The organism is Streptomyces roseus, assembly GCF_001044425.1.
GTDB lineage: Bacteria > Actinomycetota > Actinomycetes > Streptomycetales > Streptomycetaceae > Streptomyces > Streptomyces roseus.
Genome location: NZ_LFML01000149.1, coordinates 149754 through 168742, shown reverse-complemented (window position 1 = coordinate 168742; position 18989 = coordinate 149754). Strand labels below are relative to the sequence as shown.

At 73.2% G+C, this 18989-nt stretch carries 9 protein-coding genes and 1 pseudogene; 3 read left to right on the top strand and 7 right to left on the bottom strand.

The window, feature by feature from the left end; genetic code table 11:
- Nucleotides 1-1450: 2-oxoacid:acceptor oxidoreductase subunit alpha (locus ACS04_RS30945; protein WP_048480179.1), on the bottom strand; the 1450-nt coding region annotated here is incomplete at its 3' end.
- Nucleotides 1451-2065: 615 nt separating this feature from the next.
- Between ACS04_RS30945 and ACS04_RS39810 the strand changes: the two genes are divergently transcribed.
- Together ACS04_RS39810 and ACS04_RS38465 are read left to right on the top strand one after the other, a co-directional pair.
- Nucleotides 2066-2434, top strand: a complete 369-nt coding sequence (locus ACS04_RS39810; RefSeq protein WP_245236628.1) for a PqqD family protein — start codon at nt 2066-2068, stop codon at nt 2432-2434.
- Between the two features lie 187 nt (nt 2435-2621).
- Nucleotides 2622-5261, top strand: a complete 2640-nt coding sequence (locus ACS04_RS38465; protein WP_053081050.1) for a LuxR family transcriptional regulator — start codon at nt 2622-2624, stop codon at nt 5259-5261.
- 42 nt (nt 5262-5303) lie between these two features.
- Here ACS04_RS38465 and ACS04_RS30930 read toward each other — a convergent pair whose 3' ends face one another.
- From ACS04_RS30930 to ACS04_RS30920, 3 genes are all read right to left on the bottom strand, one after another.
- A complete protein-coding gene (locus ACS04_RS30930) occupies nt 5304-5957 on the bottom strand; it encodes a hypothetical protein (protein ID WP_048480127.1) in 654 nt (217 codons plus the stop codon).
- Nucleotides 5954-7294: an AAA family ATPase gene (locus tag ACS04_RS30925; protein ID WP_048480126.1), complete on the bottom strand. Its 1341-nt coding sequence runs from the start codon at nt 7292-7294 to the stop codon at nt 5954-5956. Before ACS04_RS30925 ends, ACS04_RS30930 begins: the two co-directional genes overlap by 4 nt.
- Nucleotides 7295-7416: 122 nt before the next feature.
- A complete protein-coding gene (locus ACS04_RS30920) occupies nt 7417-8910 on the bottom strand; it encodes an AMP-binding protein (protein WP_048480176.1) in 1494 nt (497 codons plus the stop codon).
- A gap of 212 nt (nt 8911-9122) precedes the next feature.
- Here ACS04_RS30920 and ACS04_RS30915 point away from each other — a divergent pair, with 212 nt between their 5' ends.
- Nucleotides 9123-9389, top strand: coding sequence for a phosphopantetheine-binding protein (locus ACS04_RS30915; RefSeq protein ID WP_048480125.1), 267 nt, complete (start codon nt 9123-9125; stop codon nt 9387-9389).
- A 41-nt stretch (nt 9390-9430) separates the two neighbouring features.
- Here ACS04_RS30915 and ACS04_RS30910 read toward each other — a convergent pair whose 3' ends face one another.
- The 3 genes and pseudogenes from ACS04_RS30910 to ACS04_RS39805 all read right to left on the bottom strand — a co-directional run.
- Nucleotides 9431-10384 (bottom strand): ACP S-malonyltransferase, encoded by a 954-nt coding sequence (locus tag ACS04_RS30910; protein ID WP_209441818.1) that lies wholly within the window; start codon nt 10382-10384, stop codon nt 9431-9433.
- On the bottom strand, nt 10371-11303 hold the full coding sequence (locus ACS04_RS30905) for a proline iminopeptidase-family hydrolase (RefSeq protein WP_048480124.1): 933 nt from the start codon (nt 11301-11303) through the stop codon (nt 10371-10373). The genes ACS04_RS30910 and ACS04_RS30905 overlap by 14 nt, the downstream gene beginning before the upstream one ends.
- 7 nt (nt 11304-11310) lie before the next feature.
- Nucleotides 11311-18975, bottom strand: a pseudogene (locus tag ACS04_RS39805) (SDR family NAD(P)-dependent oxidoreductase); the annotation flags it as partial.
- Between the last annotated feature and the right edge of the window lie 14 nt (nt 18976-18989).

The window sequence follows — 18989 nt, the reverse complement described above, 5'->3', positions numbered from 1 at the left end:
GTTCGAGCCCGGGCGTGCCCGGGACGGCCCACGGGCGGGCCAGGGTCTGCGGGTCCCGCTTGAACGGCCAGAACACCTCGGTGCCGTCGGCCAGGACGTGGTTGGTGGTCGTCTGGAAGGGGACGCGCAGGTCCGGCAGTTCCTCGAGGTCCGGGATCCCCCAGGGCTCGGAGCCGTTGGCGAGGTACCCGTCGGAGAGGAGGAACACCGGGGTCCGGTACGTCAGCGCGATCCGCGCGGCGTCGATGGCGGCGTCGAAGCAGTCGGCCGGCGTCCGCGGGGCAACGATCGGGACCGGGGCCTCGCCGTTGCGCCCGTACATGGCCTGGAGCAGGTCCGCCTGCTCCGTCTTGGTCGGCAGCCCCGTCGACGGGCCGCCCCGCTGGATGTCCACGATCAGCAGCGGCAGCTCCAGGGAGACCGCCAGGCCGATCGTCTCGGACTTCAGGGCCACGCCGGGGCCGGAGGTGGTGGTCACGCCGAGGGCGCCGCCGAAGGCCGCGCCGAGCGCCGCGCCGATGCCGGCGATCTCGTCCTCGGCCTGGAAGGTCCGTACGCCGAAGTTCTTGTGCTTGCTGAGCTCGTGCAGGATGTCCGAGGCCGGGGTGATCGGATACGCGCCGAGGTACAGCGGCAGGCCCGCCTGCCGGCCGGCCGCGAGCAGGCCGTACGAGAGGGCCAGGTTCCCGGAGATGTTGCGGTAGGTGCCGGCCGGGAAGGCGCGGGTCGCCGGGGCGACCTCGTACGAGACCGCGAAGTCCTCGGTCGTCTCGCCGAAGTTCCAGCCGGCCCGGAACGCCGCCACGTTCGCCTCGGCGATGTTCGGCTTCTTCGCGAACTTCTGCCGCAGGAACGCCTCCGTACCCTCCGTGGGGCGGTGGTACATCCAGCTCAGCAGCCCCAGCGCGAACATGTTCTTGCTGCGGCCGGCCTCCATGCGGGAGAGCCCGAAGTCCTTCAGCGCCTCGATCGTCAGGGACGTCAGCGGCACCGGGTGCAGCTGGTACGCGTCGAGGGAACCGTCCTCCAGCGGGGAGGCCGCGTAGCCGACCCGGGTCATGCTGCGGTCGGTGAACTCGTCGGTGTTGATGATGATCTCGGCGCCGCGCGGGACGTCCGCGATGTTCGCCTTCAGCGCCGCCGGATTCATCGCGACCAGGACGTTCGGGGCGTCGCCCGGCGTCAGGATGTCGTGATCGGCGAAATGCAGCTGGAACGACGACACGCCCGGCAGGGTGCCGGCGGGGGCGCGGATCTCGGCCGGGAAGTTCGGCAGGGTGGAGAGGTCGTTCCCGAAGGAGGCCGTCTCCGATGTGAAGCGGTCACCGGTGAGCTGCATGCCGTCGCCCGAGTCACCGGCGAAACGGATGATCACCCGGTCGAGGCGGCGTACTTCCTTGGGCCCTTCCTTGGACCCTGTCCCGCTCTGGCTGGGGACGGCGTCGGTGATGACGGGCGTGGGCGGATTCACCTGGTACCTCCGAGGATGAGCAGGGCAGGGGTCAGCCTCGCGAACCGCGATCGCGTCAGACTCGACCGCCCGTTGAGCGGCCGCACCGGCTCTCGGTGCCCGGGGCGGGCGCGCTCGCGATCGCGTCCAGGACGGCTTGAGGACCGGTGGAGAACGGGTGCACAGCGGGTACGGAACGGGTGCGGAACGGGTGCGGAACCGGTCAGGCCGGGGCGGGCGCGGGAGCACAATCGGGGCACCCGGTATTTCGCCCCGCCTTTCGACCGGCAGCCCGCACGGTATTCGGCCAAGCGGAGGCGAATCGGTTTGATCCGGTGCATTCGGACGGGGCCCAGCTGATCGCCCCGATGGCGCCGCGCGCGTACGGCCATTCCCGCCGGAATGGGGTCGGTATTCCGCCGGACCGGCCGGTGGCGCGGCGCTTCGCTCCCCCTATCTCCGGGGGGCCGCCCCGACCCCTCCGTAGGGGGTCGGCCGAAGCCGCCACCCCAGAGTGCTGCGCCCGCCATGGATCCGGCGGCCGATCGCCCATAGCTTGAGGTGTCCTCGATCGGCTGCTGCCGACACGTCTCGGATCCGGCAGTGGAGGTGGCCGTGCGCGTCCGACCGACGCCTGGTGTGGTCGCCGCTTCCGTGGACGCGGACGGCTGTCTGGAGCTGCACGCCGCGTACGCGACCGGTGCGGGTGCGGGTGACGGCCCGGTCCCGGACTGCGGCTCCGGCCCCGGCCCCAGCTCCGGCTCCGTCGGTGGTTCCCCCGCCGGTTCGGGCCGTTTCCGGTGCGGCCCGGTGGGCACCGCCATGTGGATCCTGTTGCGCCGCCACGACGGCGATGCGGAAATCGCCGCCGGCATGCTCGCCGAATTGTGGAACACCGCACCGGAAAACGCGCGGGCCGATCTCGACATCTGGGTCGAGGAAATGCGCGACGCCGGACTGCTCTGCGTACAGCCTGCTCCCTGACGCGCCCCCGGGCCCCGCCTTGGCCGATTTCCGTCCCGATCTCCGCTCCACCTCGACCTGCTCTGTAGCAGGCGGGCTCCATCCTGTCCTGGGTCAGGGCGGGTGGACGGACCGGTGGGCGGACCAGCGGCCGGACCGGTGGCCGGACCGGTGGGGGACCGACGAGATCGCGGGGGCGACTGTGACATTGACGGGCAGGGAAGCCGGAATCGAACTCCTGGAGACGGCACTCGCGGACTGCTTCGCGGGACAGTCCCGGATCGTCCTGATCGAAGCGGGCACGGGCTGCGGCAAGAGCGCGCTCGTCGACCTCGTCGCCGAACGGGCCGCGGCCTCCGGCGCGCTGGTGCTGTACGCGGTCGGGGAGCCCGAGGAGCAGCAGGTGCCGCTCGGCGTGCTGCGCCAGCTCGTCAACAGCGAGCAGGTCTTCGCCCTGCCGAGGCCCTCCGAGGGTCCGGGGGCGCCTTCGCGGGTCGAGGCGATGCAGGCGTTCTGCGCGGAGCTGCGCGAACTGAGCCTGGACTGCCCGGTCGTGCTCTGCGTCGACGACGTCCAGTACGCCGACCGCGAGTCGTTGCAGTACGTGCGGTACCTGGCCCGGCACGCGCGCTCCGCCCCGGTCCTCGTGGTCGTGGCCGGCGCGGTGCACGCCCCGGCGCAGGACCCGGCGTTCACCACCGAGCTGATGCGCCAGCCGCACTTCCGGCGGATGCGGCTGGAGCGGCTGACCGCGGCCGAGGTGGCGCGCGTACGGGGCCTGCCCGAGGAGTCCGCGGACGCGGCGGAGCTGTACGGGATCAGCGCGGGCAATCCGCTGCTGCTGCGCGCGCTCGTGGAGGAGGTGGCCGGGCGGGAGGGGTCGGCTTCGGCGGCATCCTCGCTCCCCTCTCCCGAGCCCGGCGGGCCGTTCGCCCAGGCCGTCGCCACCTGCCTGCGCCGCAGCGGGCCGGACGGGCTCGCGCTGGCCCGCGCGGCGGCGCTGCTCGGCGAGCAGGCGACCGCCGCCCGCGTGACCCGGCTGACCGGCCTCGGCGCGGCGGCGGCCCGGCGCGGGCTGGCGGCGCTGGAGGCCTCGGGTCTGCTGGAAGGTTCGGCGGACGGCCGGTCGGAGGGCGTCTCGGACCGCCCGGCGCAGGGCCTGCGCTTCCGCCACCCCGCGGCGCGCGCGGCGGCCCTGGAGGAGTGCGGTCCGCAGCTGCGGACCGCGCTCCACCGCGACGCGGCCCGGGTGCTGGGCGAGGACCGGGGGCCGGTGCTCGCCGTGGCCGGGCACCTGCTGGCCGCCCGCGCCGAGGGCGGGGCCCCGGACTGCGGTCCGGCGGAGGTCGCCGTGCTGCGGGACGCGGCCGAGGAGCTCCTCGTACGGGGCGACGCGCGCGAGGCGGCGCGGCTGCTGGAACTCGCCGCGCAGGGGCGGGACGACGAGCACGTGCGGCGCGGGGTCCTGGTGCGGCTCGCGCAGGTCACCGCCCGTTTCGATCCGGCGGCCGCGGAGCGCCGGCTGGGTGAGCTGCTGGAGGCGGCGCGGGCCGGGCTGCTGGACGCCGAGCAGGTGCAGCCGCTGGCCGGGCTGCTGCTCGCGCAGGGGCAGGTCACCGAGGCGGCGGCGCTGCTGCCGGACGCCGTCGGCGAGCCCGCCGCCTCCCCGCTGGACACCCTGGTCGACACTCCGGCGGCGGTGAGCGAGCGGCTGTTGCACTCGGCCCGGCTGACCGATGCGACGGTTGCGCCGCTCGCCCAGGCCGTGCGGTCGCTGCTCTGCTCGGAGCATCCCGAGCGGGCCGTGCCGTGGAGCCGGAACCTGCTGGAGGAGGCGCGGCGCTGCCAGGCGCCGGGCTGGAGCGCGGTGTTCGCCGCGCTGCACGCCGAGGCGCTGCTGCGGATGGGCGATCCGCGGGGTGCGTACGCGCACGCGACGGCGGCGCTGGAGGCGCTGCCGGAGCGCGGCGGGAGCTTCCCGTGCGGGCCGGCGGCGGTGCTGATCCGGGCGTGCACGGTGATGGGCCGTTTCACGGAGGCTTCCCGGTTCGCGGACCGGCAGGTGCCGAAGGGGGTCTTGGCCGGCCTGCACGGGCCGGTCTTCCTGCGGGCCCGCGGCCTGTACCGGCTGGCGGTCAATCAGCCGCACGCGGCACTCGCGGACTTCCTGGAGGCCGGCCGGATCATGGAGGACGGCCGGGTGGACCGCCCGGCGTTCCTGCCGTGGCGCACGGACGCGGCGGAGGCGCTGTTGAGGCTGGGCGAGGGGGCGCGGGCCGAGCAGCTGGCGCTCCGGCAGCTGGCGATGGCGGATGCGCAGCGGCCGTACGTACGGGGCGTCTCGCTCCGCATCAAGGCGCTGACCGGCGATCCCAAGCGGCGCAGCGCCGTCCTGGGGCAGGCGGTCGAGGCGCTGCACCGCTGCGGGGACCGGGTGGAGACGGCGCGGGCCATGGCGGAGCTGGGGCGGGCGCTCCAGGCGGAGGGTTCGGCGGCGAAGGGCAGTGCGATGGTCCGCTCGGCGTGGAACCTGGCGAAGGAGGCGGAGGCCACGGCCCTGTGCCGGGAGATCCTCCCGGACGCCCCCCTGGCGGCCGCCCCCGCCCGGGACCGCGCCCCGGCGGAGACCCCGGCGACGGCCGCGGGGCCGAAGCTCAGCAGCTCGGAGCAGCGGGTGGCGACGCTGGCGGCGCAGGGCCTGACCAACCGTGAGATCTCGGCGAAGCTCTACCTGACGGTCAGCACCGTCGAGCAGCACCTGACCCGCGTCTACCGCAAACTCCAGATCACCTCGCGGGGCGACCTCCCGATGGGCCTGGAACCGCTCCCCGCCCCGACCCGGGTCTGACCCCGCCCAGGCGGCCGGCATGGTTCACACCGTCCGTTCGCCCTACAGGAAGTTCAACGTCCGCAGCGCCCGTGCGGTGTCCTCGCACCACTTCCGGTACGAGGGGAGCTGCCCGAGCACGTCGAGGTCCGTCCACCGCACGAGCAGCTCCGCGCGGTCGCTCAGCACCTCGCGACCGTCCGCACCGAGGAGGGCCTTCCAGACCTGCTTGGGGTTGCGCTTGTCCTTGCTGCCCTTCATCGTGACGTGGCCCTCCAGCGCGGAGGGCGCGGTGTACGGGTACGCCTTCAGGGGTTCGGCGCCGATGACACGTTCCAGCGCCTTCCGGTCGGCGAGCATCCACGACTCGGTCATGAGCACCGGGACGAGGGGAACCGACACCCCGGCCCGCGGGGCCAGTCCCCGGCGCTGCTCCAGCTCGGCGACCAGCTTGAGGCGCTCGTCGCGGGCGTCCTCGTCACCATGGACGAAGACCACGTCGCAGTCCCGGGCGAGTTCCTCGGCGGCGCGCAGCACCCGTTCCGGCTTGTCGTTCGTGCGTACGGGGGACACCGCGCATCCCAGGACCTCCACGGTCTGCGAGCTGCGTTCCCGGATCAGCCGGTCCAACTGGCGTTTGACCAGGCTCGCCAGATAGGGTCCGTCGCTGCCTTCGACGAGAAGGCCTGGTGTCAGGGGCCTGTACTTGTACGTCACGACAGCCCCCGGCCCAGGTTTCGCAGCAACCTCTCCACGTGTTCGGGTGAGACCGTCTCTCCGGGATCCCGCTCCGGGTCGAAGCTCCGCAGCGGACGGGCGACGGTCGTGCGGACGGCGCTCTGCTTCTGCGGATCGACCCGGTCGGCCTGCTCCATGAAGACGAGGCTCCCGGACAGGTCGGCGCGGAGTGCTGCCAGCAGGGCCGGGGAGTGCGTGGTGGCGATGAGCTGCCGGTACGGTACGGCGGGCGTGAGGGCGGAGCCGTGCGGTGGCACCCCGGCGCCGCGCCCGAGCCTGCGTACGAGGTCGGCGACGTGCTCGGGGTGCATGCCGTTCTCGATCTCTTCCACGTACATCCCGCCGGGCCAGGCCGGGTCCGCGGCGGCGGCGAGCAGGGCCACCATCCGCAGGGTGCCGTCGGAGAGGGCGGGCGGGCTGATCCAGCCGGTGTTGCCGAATTCGACCTCGAAGTCGTATTCGTCCCGGCGCCGGTCGTAGAGCGGCCGGATGTCCTGCACCCCGTCGACGAGTGCGGCCAGGTCGCCGACGAACCGCCTCCAGTTTCCCGGCGACTCGTCCTTGATGCGGTGCAGAACCGCTGCCAGGTTGCCTCCGTCCGGGCTGGTCCTACCGGTGGCGAGGGCGGCCGTGGGCGCGCGCAACGCCACCGGATCGAGGACGAAGGGGTGCCAGGAGGCGCACTCGCGGGCGGCCAGGGCCAGCAGCTCGGCGCCCGGCGCCGGCCTGAAGTCCTCGGCGTACCTCTCCCCGTCCTCCTCACCGTCCTCGGTGTCGTCCCCGGACTCCGCCGGCGCCTGCGGCGGCTCCCAGGCGGGGCCGATGTGTCCCTGGAAGGGCACGTAGTCCACGCCGTGCGTACGCGTGAGGAATGCCGAGCGCGCCTCCGTGACGGCGGCGCGCGCGGCCTCGTCCAGCCCCACGTTCGTCATCCAGTCGGGTCTGTCGAGGCTGCTGACCCAGATGGCGCTCCTCCTGACCACTCCGACCTGCCCGTTGGGCGCACGACCCACGCGAAGACGGATACGGACGGGGAGCGGTCCGTCCTGGGAGGCGACCAGCGTTCCGACCGTGATGGTGAGGGTGTGGGCCGGTTCTTCGGCGCCCTTGTGGAAGAGCCCCGCGGGAGACAGCCGGGAGTCCTCGCGGACCGTTGCCTCGAATCCGCGGTCGGCCGTGCCGGCCACCAGGCGCAGCGCGTCGAAGAGGTTCGACTTCCCGGCGCCGTTCGGGCCCAGCAGGAGGAGCTTCGGCGGCACGTCAAGGTTGAAGTCGCGGAAGGACTTGAAGCCGTCGATCCGAATCTGGGTGATCATCCTCTGCTCTGCTCCTCCGGGCCGGGCACGTGCCCTGCCACCCTAACGGCGTGGACGTCGCCGGCGGGCGCACGGCCCCACCGGGCGGGGGCGGTGGGGCCGTGCGGCAGGGTTCGGAGGTGTCAGGCGGCGCGGCGGCGGGGGGTGAGGAGGGCTTCGGCTCGGGCCGTGAGGACCGGGCGGTCCACCTTGCGGTTGGAGTTCAGGGGGAACTCCGGGACGTGTTCGAAGCGGCGGGGGAGCATGCCGTGCGGGAGGACCTCGCGCAGGCTCCGGGCGAGTTCGGCCGCCGGGCGGGGCTCGCCGGTGTAGAAGACGACGAGTTCCGTGCTGCCGTCCACCGGGCGGGCCACCGTGACCACGTCCTCCACGCCCTCCACGGCGCGCAGGGCGTGGTCCACCTCGGCGAGCTCGACCCGCCAGCCCTGTACCTGGACCTGGGAGTCCAGGCGGCCGAGGTAGATCAGGTCGCCGCCGGCCAGCCGGCGGACCCGGTCGCCCGTGCGGTACCAGACGCGGCCGGCGCGTTCAACGAACCGGCCTGCGTCGTCCTGCGGGTCGAGGTAGCCGGTGGCCATCTGCGGTCCCGTGATGAGCAGTTCGCCCTCGGTGTCCGTCTCGGAGCCGTCCTCGTCCAGGAGGACGTGGTCGTGGCCCGGGTGGACGGCGCCGATCGGGACGAGGCCGTTGACCGCCTGGCCGGGCGAGGTCTGCGGGTCCCAGCGGTAGCCGGTGATGGTGACGGTGAGTTCGGTCGGCCCGTAGATGTTCTCCAGGGTGGAGCCGGGCGCGGCGGCCTGCCAGTCGGCGGCGTCCTGGCAGCGCAGGGCCTCCCCCGCGAAGAAGCTCCAGCGGAGGGTGGGGAGGGCGCCCGGGTTCAGGCCGCCCATGCGGCGGATCAGGCCGATGGCGCTGGGGGTGGAGAACCAGACGGTGATGCCGCGCCTTTCGAGGTGGGTCGGCATGTCGAGGTAGGCGCTCGGCGGTACGACGTCGACGACGCCGCCCGCGCCCCAGGCGCAGAACAGGTCGAACATGCCGCAGTCGAAGTTCAGGTCGAAGGTCTGCGTGAAGACGTCCTCGGGGGTGAAGCCGTAGCGGGCGTCGAGGAGCTCGAAGTAGTGGTGCGTGCTGCCGTGGCTGATCGGCACGCCCTTCGGGCGGCCCGTGGAGCCCGACGTGAACAGCATGTAGGCCGTGTCCGCCGGACCGACCTCGCGGGGCTCGGGGAGGGCGAGCGCCGGATCCGGCTCCACCAGGGGGATGTCGACGTCCCCCAGGGCGGCCCGGCCCTGGGCGTCGACGATCAGGGCCGCCGCGGCGGAGAGTTCGAGCATGCGGGCGGTGCGGGCCGCCGGGAAGTCGGGGTGCAGGGGGACGACGGTGGCGCCCGCGTAGAGCCCGCCGAGGATGCCGGCGTACGCGGTCACGCTCTTGCCGGCGAGGACGCCGACGACCTTCGCGGAGCCGAGGGAGCCGGCCCAGGTGAGGGCCCGCTCGTGCAGTTCCCGGTACGTGTAGGACTCGGCGCCGATCCGCAGCGCGGGGCGGTCGGGGGACAGGGCCAGCCCGCGGCGGAAGCGCTCGTACAAGGCCTGGCGCTTGGTGTCAGACATGATCACTCCGAAGGATCCGAGAGAGGTGCGATTTCTTGGCGGGCCGGTGGATGAGCGGATGGGTGGATGCGCGGATGGTGCGTGGGGGGATGGGCGGTTGGGTGGATTAGGGGTCAGGCCGGGGTTCCTGGGCTCCGTTCGGCCGTCCTAGCGTCATGTGCTTGGGAAGGGTCGAACCGACGACCGACACAGCGGAAAAGACTGGGGTCACCATGGGCTGGGACAAGGACTGGGACAACAACTTCGAGGAACTCCTGCGGGAGTACCTGCCGTTCCTCAGTGCGGACGAGCCGCTCGAGGACGACACCGATCTGCGGGCCGTGGGGCTGGACTCCCTCGGGGTCGTCGAGCTCCTGGGCTCCCTGGAGCAGGCGTACGACGTCCGCTTCGTGGACGAGGCGCTGTCCCTGGACACCTTCGCCACCCCCGCGGTGCTGTGGGAGCAGATCGGCAAGATGTCCGAGGCGGCCAGCCGCTGACCACGGCGGAGACCGCGCCGCCGCGGCCGCGGCCGCCGCCCTCAGGCGGCGGTCGCGGTCCGGCGGCGCGGCCGCATGGCGAGCCGGGGGTTGACCGGTACGACCTTGAAGTTGCGGGTCGCCGCCCCCACCCGGCCGAACAGGGCGTCCTGCCCGGCCACGTAGAGGGTTCCGACGCCCTTGTCGCGCAGCGAGCCGAGCACGCCCGGCCAGTCGACCGGCCGGACGCAGCCGTCCAGCAGCAGGTTCCGTACCTCCTCACCCGTGGTGAGCACCGCCCCGTCCTGGTCGGCGACGACCGGCAGGTGCGGGTCGCGCAGCGTCAGCCCCGCCAGTACCTCGTCCTCGACCCGCCGGCGCAGCCCGCCGAACGCGGGTGAGTGCAGCGGCGGCTCCATGACGTACAGCGGCATGCCGCCGAGCGCCCGCAGCCGCTGCTGGAGCCACTCCAGCCGGGACTTGCGCAGGGTGAGCATCGCGAAGTCCTCGTCCACGACGCAGGTGACGTCGTGCCACTCGCCCTGCTCGGTCAGCTCGGCCCGCACCTCGTCCAGCCGGGCGCGCGGGGTCCGGGCGAAGGACTGGGTGGCGACCTCCTCCGGGTGCTCCTCGGCGAAGTAGGCGTCGAGGGTGTGGGCGAAGCGTGCCGTGAAGCGGACGCCGTCGGCGAACGACAGCGCCCCGGAGTGCACGGCGGCGGCCTTCTCGCCGAAGCTCAGTCCGGTGCAGAAGGCGGGCCGCTCGTCGAACTCGTGCTCCACCCACTGGGCGAGGGCGAGGCAGTTCACGAGGAACGCCACCTGGGCGGCCTCGGAGTAGTCGCCCTCGGCCGTCTTGAACCGTTCGAAGAGCGAGTAGCCCAGGACCTCGTCCGCCTCGGCGAAGAGCTTGCGGGCGAACGGGTTGACCAGCATGAACTTGGCGACCTCGGCGAACGGGACGGGGCCCATGCCGGGGAAGACCAGGGCGCTGCGCGTACGGTCAGAGGGCTCCATGACCCGCCGCCTCCTTCTGCCCGGTGTCCGCCAGCGAGCTGAGGAACTCCTTCATCACCTGCTGGAAGAGCTCCGGCTCCTCCAGGTGCGGGAGGTGGCTGGACTCCTCGAAGATCACCCACCGGACGTCGGGGATCAGGTCCTGGAACGGCTGCACCGTCGCCGGGGTCGCCTCGTCGTACCGGCCGGAGATCAGCAGCGTCGGGACGTCCACTTGCGGGCAGTAGTCGACGACCGACCAGTCCTTGAGGGTGCCGTTGACGTGGAACTCGCTCGGGCCGTTCATCGCGTAGTACACCGTCGGGTCGTTGTAGACCTCGTAGAACGAGGCCAGGTAGTCGCGCGGCCACGGCTTGAGCCGGCAGACGTGCTTCTCGTAGAAGGGGCGCATCGCGTTGTGGTACTCGTCGCTGTCCGTGGTGCCCGCGGCCTCGTGGCGCAGCAGCGTCTCGTTGACGCCGGGCGGCAGGTCGGCGCGCAGACGCTCCGCCTCCTGGAGCCACAGCGGGTACGAGGCCGGGGCGTTGGCGATGACCAGGCCGCGGAGGCCGGCCGGGCGGGCGGCCGCGTACTTGGTGACGAGGAGGCCGCCCCAGGACTGCCCGAACAGGACGTAGTTGCCGGCGATGCCCAGGCGCGTGACCAGGTTCTCCAGCTCGTCGGCGAACAGCTCCGGGGTCCAGAAGTCGGCGCCCTTGTCGGGCAGGTGGGTGGAGCCGCCGTTGCCGAGCTGGTCGTACAGGACGACCGGTCCGGTGTGCGCCGCCAGCTCCTTCAGGTTCTTCAGGTAGTCGTGGGTGCTGCCGGGGCCGCCGTGGACGACGACGAGCGCGGGCCGCTCCGACTGGAGGTCACCGGTGACCTGGTACCAGGTCTCGTACGGGCCGAAGGGCACGGTGCCTTTGGGTTTGAGTGCCACCGTCGTCTCACATCGCTTTCTGGGTGGTGGTCGGGCGGGCGGTCTGTGCGACGCCGAGGGCGTCCGAGAGGAGCCAGTCCTCCAGTACGCGGGCGGTGTCCTGCGCGCGCTCCTCGACGATCGTGAAGTGGTTCGCCGCGACGGGGCGCAGCGTGTGGGCGCTCTCCCAGGGCTCGGCCTTGCCCCGGGTGAGCTCCGGCGAGGGGTCGTCGCCGTCCGGTACGAAGGACTGGGTGCACTGGACGAACAGGACGGGGGCCGCGACGGAGTCGAGGGGCAGGTTCGGTACGAGTTCCACCCAGCGGCCCATGGCCGAGAGCCGGGTGGTGTCGAACTCCCCGAAGGCCGCTTCCTTGTCGAACATGCCGAGCGCCAGGTCGTCCATCGGGACGCCCTCGCTCTCGCCGTCGTGGACGTTGTACGTGTCGAGCAGGACCACGCCGTGCGGGCGGATGCCGTGGGCGCGCTCCAGGTGCCCGGCGGTGGCGTAGGCGAGGGTGCCGCCGGAGGAGTAGCCGATGAGGACGAACGGCTCGTCGCCCACCGCCTCCAGGACGGTGCGGGCCAGGCCCTCGACCGCCGCCTGCGCGGTGGCCGGGAGGCTCTCGCTCGGGTCGAAGCCGAGGATGGGCAGGGCGGAGACCTTCCGCCCGCCCCGGAGGTGGGAGACGAGCCGCGCGTGCTGGTACGCCCCGCCCGTCGCCATCGGCGTGTTGACGAAGATCAGGTGCGGGCCCTGCGCACCGTCGCCGTCCGCGAGCCGCGCCGCGGCCGGTACGCGCTCCAGCTCGGCCGCCGTCTCGAAGGACGGCCGGACGGCCGCCGCCGCGCGCAGCAGGTCGAAGCCCTTGTCGGCGTGGCCGGCGACCACGGCGCCGTGGAAGAGGTCGCGCAGGGTCTCCCCCGCGCCCCGGGCCGGCCGGGGGGCGGCGGTGGGGGTGGCGGTGGCGGTCGGGGTGGTGGCCTCGGCGGCCGTCGTACGGGGGCCCTGCTCGGCGTACTCGGCCAGCAGCACCTTCGCCAGCTGGGCCGGGCTGTGGCTGTCGAACACCACCATCGGGGACAGCCGGAGCCCGGTGTCCTTCATGAGGGCGTTGCGCAGCTCCATCGCGCTGAGCGAGTCGAAGCCGGACTCCAGGAAGCCCCGCTCGACGTCGATGGCGGTGGGGCTCGCGTGACCGAGGAGGTGGGCGGCCCGGCCCTGCACGAGCTCGCGCAGGGCCGCTTCCTGCTCGTCCTGCGACGCCTGGCCGATGCGGAGCCAGATGAGCTCCGTCTCGGTGGCCTTGGCCCCGGCGGTCCGGCGCTGGGTGGGGGTGGTGGCGGGCCGCAGCAGCGCGGGCAGCCGGTCGGCGCGCGCCTGGAGGGCGGTGCGGTCGATGTGCAGCGGGACGGTGGCGGGCCGGCCCGAGGCGCAGGCCGCGTCGAAGAGGGCGAGGGCCTCCTCGGGCCGGAGCGGCGGTAGGCCCTGGCGCTCCATGCGCTTGACGTCGGTCTCGGAGACGTACTGGCCGAGGCCGGTGCCCGCCCAGAGCCCGTACGCGAGGGACTGGGCGGCCAGGCCCTGGGCGTGGCGACGGGTGGCCAGGGCGTCGAGGAAGGTGTTGGCGGCGGCGTAGTTGGCCTGTCCGGCCGCCATGGTGAGGCCGCCGGCGGAGGAGATGAGGGCGAACAGCGGCAGGTTGAGGTGCTCTGTCTGCTCGTGCAGGTGCCAGGCGGCGTCCGCCTTGGGGGCGAGGACGTGGTCGAGGCGCGTGGGGTCCATCGTGGCGATGAGCCCGTTGTCGCCCGTACCCGCGGCGTGGACGATGCCGGTCAGCGGGTGCTCCGCCGGGATCGAGGCCAGGAGGGTGGTGATGTTGGCCGGGTCGGCCACATCGCTGGCGGTGAGGGTGGTCTCGGCGCCCAGCTCGGAGAGTTCCTCGGCCAGTTCGATCGCGCCCTCGGCGTCGGGGCCGCGGCGGCTGGTGAGGACCAGGTGGCGGACACCGTGCTCGGTCACCAGGTGCCGGGCCAGGTGCGCACCGATACCACCGGTGCCACCCGTGATCAGGACCGTACCCTCCGGATCCAGGACCAGGGGAGCCTCGGCGGTCGCGGTGACCGGGACGAGGCGCGGGATGCGGACGCCGTCGGCACGAACCGCGCTCTCCGGCTCACCGGAAGCGATGACGGCGTCAAGACCGTCGGTGACCGCCGTGAGGTCGGTCAGCTGGATCCGGCCCGGGTTCTCCGCCTGCGCGGCACGCACCAGACCCCACACCGGCGCCTGAGCGAGATCGACACGCTCGGAAGCCGCGTCCACGACCACCGCACCACGCGTCGCCACCACCAGCGTGGTCTCCGCGAACCGCTCCCCAGCCAGCCACTCCTGCACCACCGCCAGCGTCCGACCGGTCGCCGAACGCACCGCATCCGGCAACAGACCCTCGGTGTCCGGGACGTGGAAGACCACCGCGCCCGTCAGCTCACCCTCCGGCAGCTCACCCCACACATGCGGCCCGGCCACCCCATCCACCGGAGCCTGAGCCTGAGCCTGAGCCGCCAGCGGACGCCACGCGATCTCGAACAACGACTCCGGCCGACCCGCACTCAGCTGCTCCTGCGACACCGGACGGAACGTCAGGCTCTTCACCGACAGCACCGGGGCGCCGGCCGCATCGGCGGCGTCCAGGGACATGGTGTTCTCGGACGTCCACGAGATCCGGACGCGCAGCGCCGTGGCGCCGACCGCGTAGAGCGACACGTCCTCCCAGAAGAACGGCAGCAGCGGCTGCGCGCCCCCCTCGGAGTCCTGGCCGCCGGAACCCGGACCGCCGATGCCCAGCGCGTGCATGGTGGCGTCGAGGAGGGCCGGGTGGACCCCGAAGCCCTCGGCGTCCGCGTGGGCCTGCTCGGGCAGTTCGATCTCGGCGTAGATGTCCTCGCCGGAGGTCCAGGCGGCCGTGAGGCCCTGGAACACCGGTCCGTAGTGGTAGCCGCGGCCCTGGAGCACCTCGTACGTGTCGCTCACGTCCACCGCGGTCGCTCCGGCGGGCGGCCAGACGGTGAGCTCCTCGCCGGCGGCGACCGGCCGGGTCCCGAGCAGGCCGTCCGCGTGCAGCAGCCAGGGGGTGTCGGCCGGGGCGTCCTCGTGGCGCGAGTGGATCCGTACGGGCCGGCGGCCCGTCTCGTCCGGGGCACCGACCGACACCTGGAGGGCCACGCCACCGTTCCGGGGCAGTACGAGCGGTGCCTGAAGGGTGAGTTCGTCCAGGACCGGGCAGCCGACCTGGTCGCCCGCCCGGAGCGCCAGCTCGACGAAGCCGGTGCCCGGCAACAGCACGCTGCCCAGGACGTCGTGGTCGGCGACCCAGGCGTGCGTGCTCGGGGCGAGGCGGCCGGTCAGCACCGCCTCGTCGGATCCGGCCAGGGTGATGGCCGCGCTGAGCAGCGGGTGGCCGACCGAGGTCTGGCCGTGGTGGGCGACGTCGGTGGCCGGGGTGGCCTCCAGCCAGTACCGCTCGTGCTGGAAGGCGTACGTCGGCAGGTCGACGCGCCGTGCGCCGGTGCCGGCGTAGAAAGCGGCCCAGTCGACGCGCGAGCCCGCGCTGTGCAGGTGGGCCAGCGCGGTCAGGAGGCTGCGGACCTCGGGGCGGCCGCGGCGCAACGCGGGCTCGACGAGCACGCCCCCGCTGTCCAGGGAGACCTGGGTGAGCGCGGTCAGGACGGCGTCGGGGCCCAGTTCGAGGAACCGGGTGACGCCCTTGGCGTGGAGGTGTTGGACGGTGTCGGAGAAGCGGACGGCTTCGCGCAGGTGGCGGGTCCAGTAGTCGGGGGTGCCCCAGTCCTCGCTGAGCTGTCCGTGGACCCCGGAGACGACGGGGATCTGCGCGGGCGCGTACGTCACGGACTCGGCGACGGCACGGAACTCCGCGAGCGCCGGATCCATCAGCGGGGAGTGGAAGGCGTGCGAGACACGCAGCCGGGTGCTCTTGCGGCCCTGTCCGGCGAAGGCCGCCCGGATCGCCTCGACGGCCTCCTCGCTGCCGGAGACCACGATGGAGCGGGGGCTGTTGATGGCGGCGATGCCCACGACGTCGGAGACGTACGGAAGGACTTCCTCCTCCGTGGCTTCGATCGCGGCCATCGCTCCGCCGGCCGGCAGCGCCTGCATGAGGCGGCCGCGTGCGGCGACGAGTCGGGCCGCGTCCTCCAGCGACAGCACCCCCGCCGCGTGCGCGGCGGTGATCTCGCCGATGGAGTGACCGGCCAGGAACTCCGGCCGCACCCCCCACGACTCGACGAGCCGGAACAGGGCCGTCTCGATCGCGAACAGGGCAGGCTGAGTGAACGCGGTGCTGTTCAGCGCCTGCTCGTCGTCACCCCACATCACCTCGTACAGCGGCCGGTCCAGGTGCGCGTCCAGCGCCCCGACCACCTCGTCCAGTGCCTGCGCGAACACCGGGAACGCGGCGTGCAGTTCACGCCCCATCCCCGGACGCTGCGCACCCTGGCCCGTGAACAGGAACGCCGAGCGGCCCTCCCGTACCAGGCCCCGGACCACGCCCGTCTCCGAGCCCTCGGCGAGCGCCGCCAGCCCGGCGAGCAGTTCCTCGCGGTTCTCGGCGATCACCGCGGCCCGGTACTCGTGCGCGGTACGCGAGGTCGCCGTGGAGAACGCGAGGTCCGTCGGCGAGAGCTCCTCGTGGTCGGCGAGGTGCGCGCCGAGGCGCTGCGCCTGGCCGGCCAGGGCCTCGGGGGACCGGGCCGACAGCACCACCGGTACGGCGGGCAGCGCGCGCGCAGCCTCCTGCGCGGCGGCCTCCGGAGCGGCCGGAGCCTCCTCCAGGATCACGTGCGCGTTCGTGCCGCTGAGCCCGAAGGAGGAGATGCCCGCGCGGCGCGGCCGTTCGCCCGCCGGCCATGCGACGGCGTCGGTGAGCAGCTTGACGTTGCCCTCCGTCCAGTCGACGTGCGGGGTGGGCTCGTCGACGTGCAGGGTCTTGGGAATCAACTCGTGGCGCAGCGCCTGGACCATCTTGATGACGGCGGCGACACCTGCCGCGGCCTGCGTGTGCGCGATGTTCGACTTCAGCGAGCCGAGCCACAGCGGCTTGTCCTCGTCGCGGCCCTGCCCGTACGTGGCGAGTACGGCCTGCGCCTCGATCGGGTCCCCCAGCTTGGTGCCCGTTCCGTGCGCCTCGACCACGTCCACGTCGGCCGTGGTCAGTCCGGCCTTCTCCAGTGCGCTCTGGATGACGCGCTGCTGCGAGGGACCGTTGGGGGCGGTCATGCCGTTCGACGCGCCGTCCTGGTTGACGGCCGAGCTGCGGATGACCGCGAGCACGGGGTGGCCGTTGCGGCGGGCGTCGGAGAGCCGCTCGATGACGAGGACGCCGACGCCCTCCGACCAGGCGGCGCCGTCCGCGGCGCCCGCGAAGGACTTGCAGCGGCCGTCGGCGGCGAGCCCGCGCTGGCGGCTGAACTCGACGAACATGTCGGGGCTCGCCATCACCGCGACACCGCCGACGAGCGCCATCGAGCACTCGCCGGAACGCAGCGACTGGGTGGCCAGGTGCAGCGAGACGAGGGACGAGGAGCAGGCCGTGTCCACGGTCATGGACGGCCCTTCGAGGCCGAGGGTGTACGAGACGCGGCCCGAGATCAGGCTGCCGCCGGTGGTGGCCGCGGCCTCGGTGCCCTGCCCGTAGTCGTGGTACATGACGCCCGCGAAGACGCCGGTCCTGCTGCCCTTGAGGGTGTGCGGGTTGATGCCGGCCCGCTCGATGGCCTCCCACGAGACCTCCAGCAGCTGCCGCTGCTGCGGGTCCATGATCAGTGCCTCGTTGGGGCTGATCCCGAAGAAGTGCGGGTCGAAGTCGCCGGCCCGGTAGAGGAAGCCGCCCTCGTTGGCGTACGTCTTCCCCGGCACGCCCGGCTCCGGGTCGTACACGTTCTCCACGTCCCAGCCGCGGTCGAGCGGGAAGCCGGAGACGGCGTCCCGGCCCTCCACGACGAGCTGCCACAGCTCCTCGGGCGAGGTGACCCCGCCGGGGAGGCGGCAGCTCATCGCGACGATCGCTATCCGGTCGTCGTCGGCGTCCGCCCGCGTACGGGCGACCGCGGGGGCCGGACGGGCGGCCGCGCCCTGAGCCGCTCCGCCGATGGACTCGCCGATGTACTGGGCGACGGCGCGGGCGTTCGGGTAGTCGAAGACGAGGGTGGCGGGGAGCCGGAGCCCGGTGGCCGCCTTGAGCTGGTTGCGCAGTTCGACGGCGCTGAGGGAGTCGAAACCGAGCTCCTGGAAGGCCCGGTCGGGGGCGATGGCGTCGGCCGACTCGTGGCCCAGTACGGCTGCCACGTGCGTCCGCGCCAGTTCCAGGAGGGCCTGGTCGCGCTCCTCCTCCGTCTTCCCGGCGAGGCGCGCCGCGAGCTCGTGTGCGGCGCCCGCTCCCCCGCCGGCGGCGCTCGCGCGGACGCTGCGGCGCTGCGGGGCGGGGGTGGCGGAGCGCAGGAGCGCGGGCAGTTCGTCGGTACGGGCGGCCAGCGCGGCGCGGTCGACGTGGAGCGGGACGGTGGCGGGCCGGCCGGAGGCGCAGGCGGCGTCGAAGAGGGCGAGGGCCTCCTCGGGCCGGAGCGGCGGAAGGCCTTGGCGCTCCATGCGCTTCACATCGGTGTCGGTGATGTACTGGCCCATGCCCGTGCTCGCCCACAGGCCGTAGGCCAGGGACTGGGCGGCGAGGCCCCGGGCGTGGCGATGGGTGGCCAAGGCGTCGAGGAAGGTGTTGGCGGCGGCGTAGTTCGCCTGCCCTGCGGCGAGGGTCAGACCACCGGCGGAGGAGATGAGGGCGAACAGCGGCAGGTTCAGGTGCTCGGTCTGCTCGTGCAGGTGCCAGGCGGCGTCGGCCTTGGGGGCCAGGACCCAGTCCAGGCGTTCACCGTCCATGGTGGCGATGAGCCCGTTGTCGCCCGTACCGGCGGCGTGGACGATGCCGGTCAGCGGGTGCTCGGCCGGGATCGAGGCCAGGAGGGTGGTGATGTTGGCCGGTTCGGCCACATCGCACGCGGTGACCGTGACCACCGCACCGGACTCGGACAGTTCGGCGGCCAGTTCGGCAGCGCCTTCGGCATCGGGGCCGCGACGGCTGGTCAGGACCAGGTGGCGGACACCGTGCTCGGTCACCAGGTGCCGGGCCAGGTGCGCACCGATACCACCGGTGCCACCCGTGATCAGGACCGTACCCTCCGGATCCAGGACCAGGGGAGCCTCGGCGGTCGCGGTGACCGGGACGAGGCGCGGGATGCGGACGCCGTCGGCACGAACCGCGCTCTCCGGCTCACCGGAAGCGATGACGGCGTCAAGACCGTCGGTGACCGCCGTGAGGTCGGTCAGCTGGATCCGGCCCGGGTTCTCCGCCTGCGCGGCACGCACCAGACCCCACACCGGCGCCTGAGCGAGATCGACACGCTCGGAAGCCGCGTCCACGACCACCGCACCACGCGTCGCCACCACCAGCGTGGTCTCCGCGAACCGCTCCCCAGCCAGCCACTCCTGCACCACCGCCAGCGTCCGACCGGTCGCCGAACGCACCGCATCCGGCAACAGACCCTCGGTGTCCGGGACGTGGAAGACCACCGCGCCCGTCAGCTCACCCTCCGGCAGCTCACCCCACACATGCGGCCCGGCCACCCCATCCACCGGAG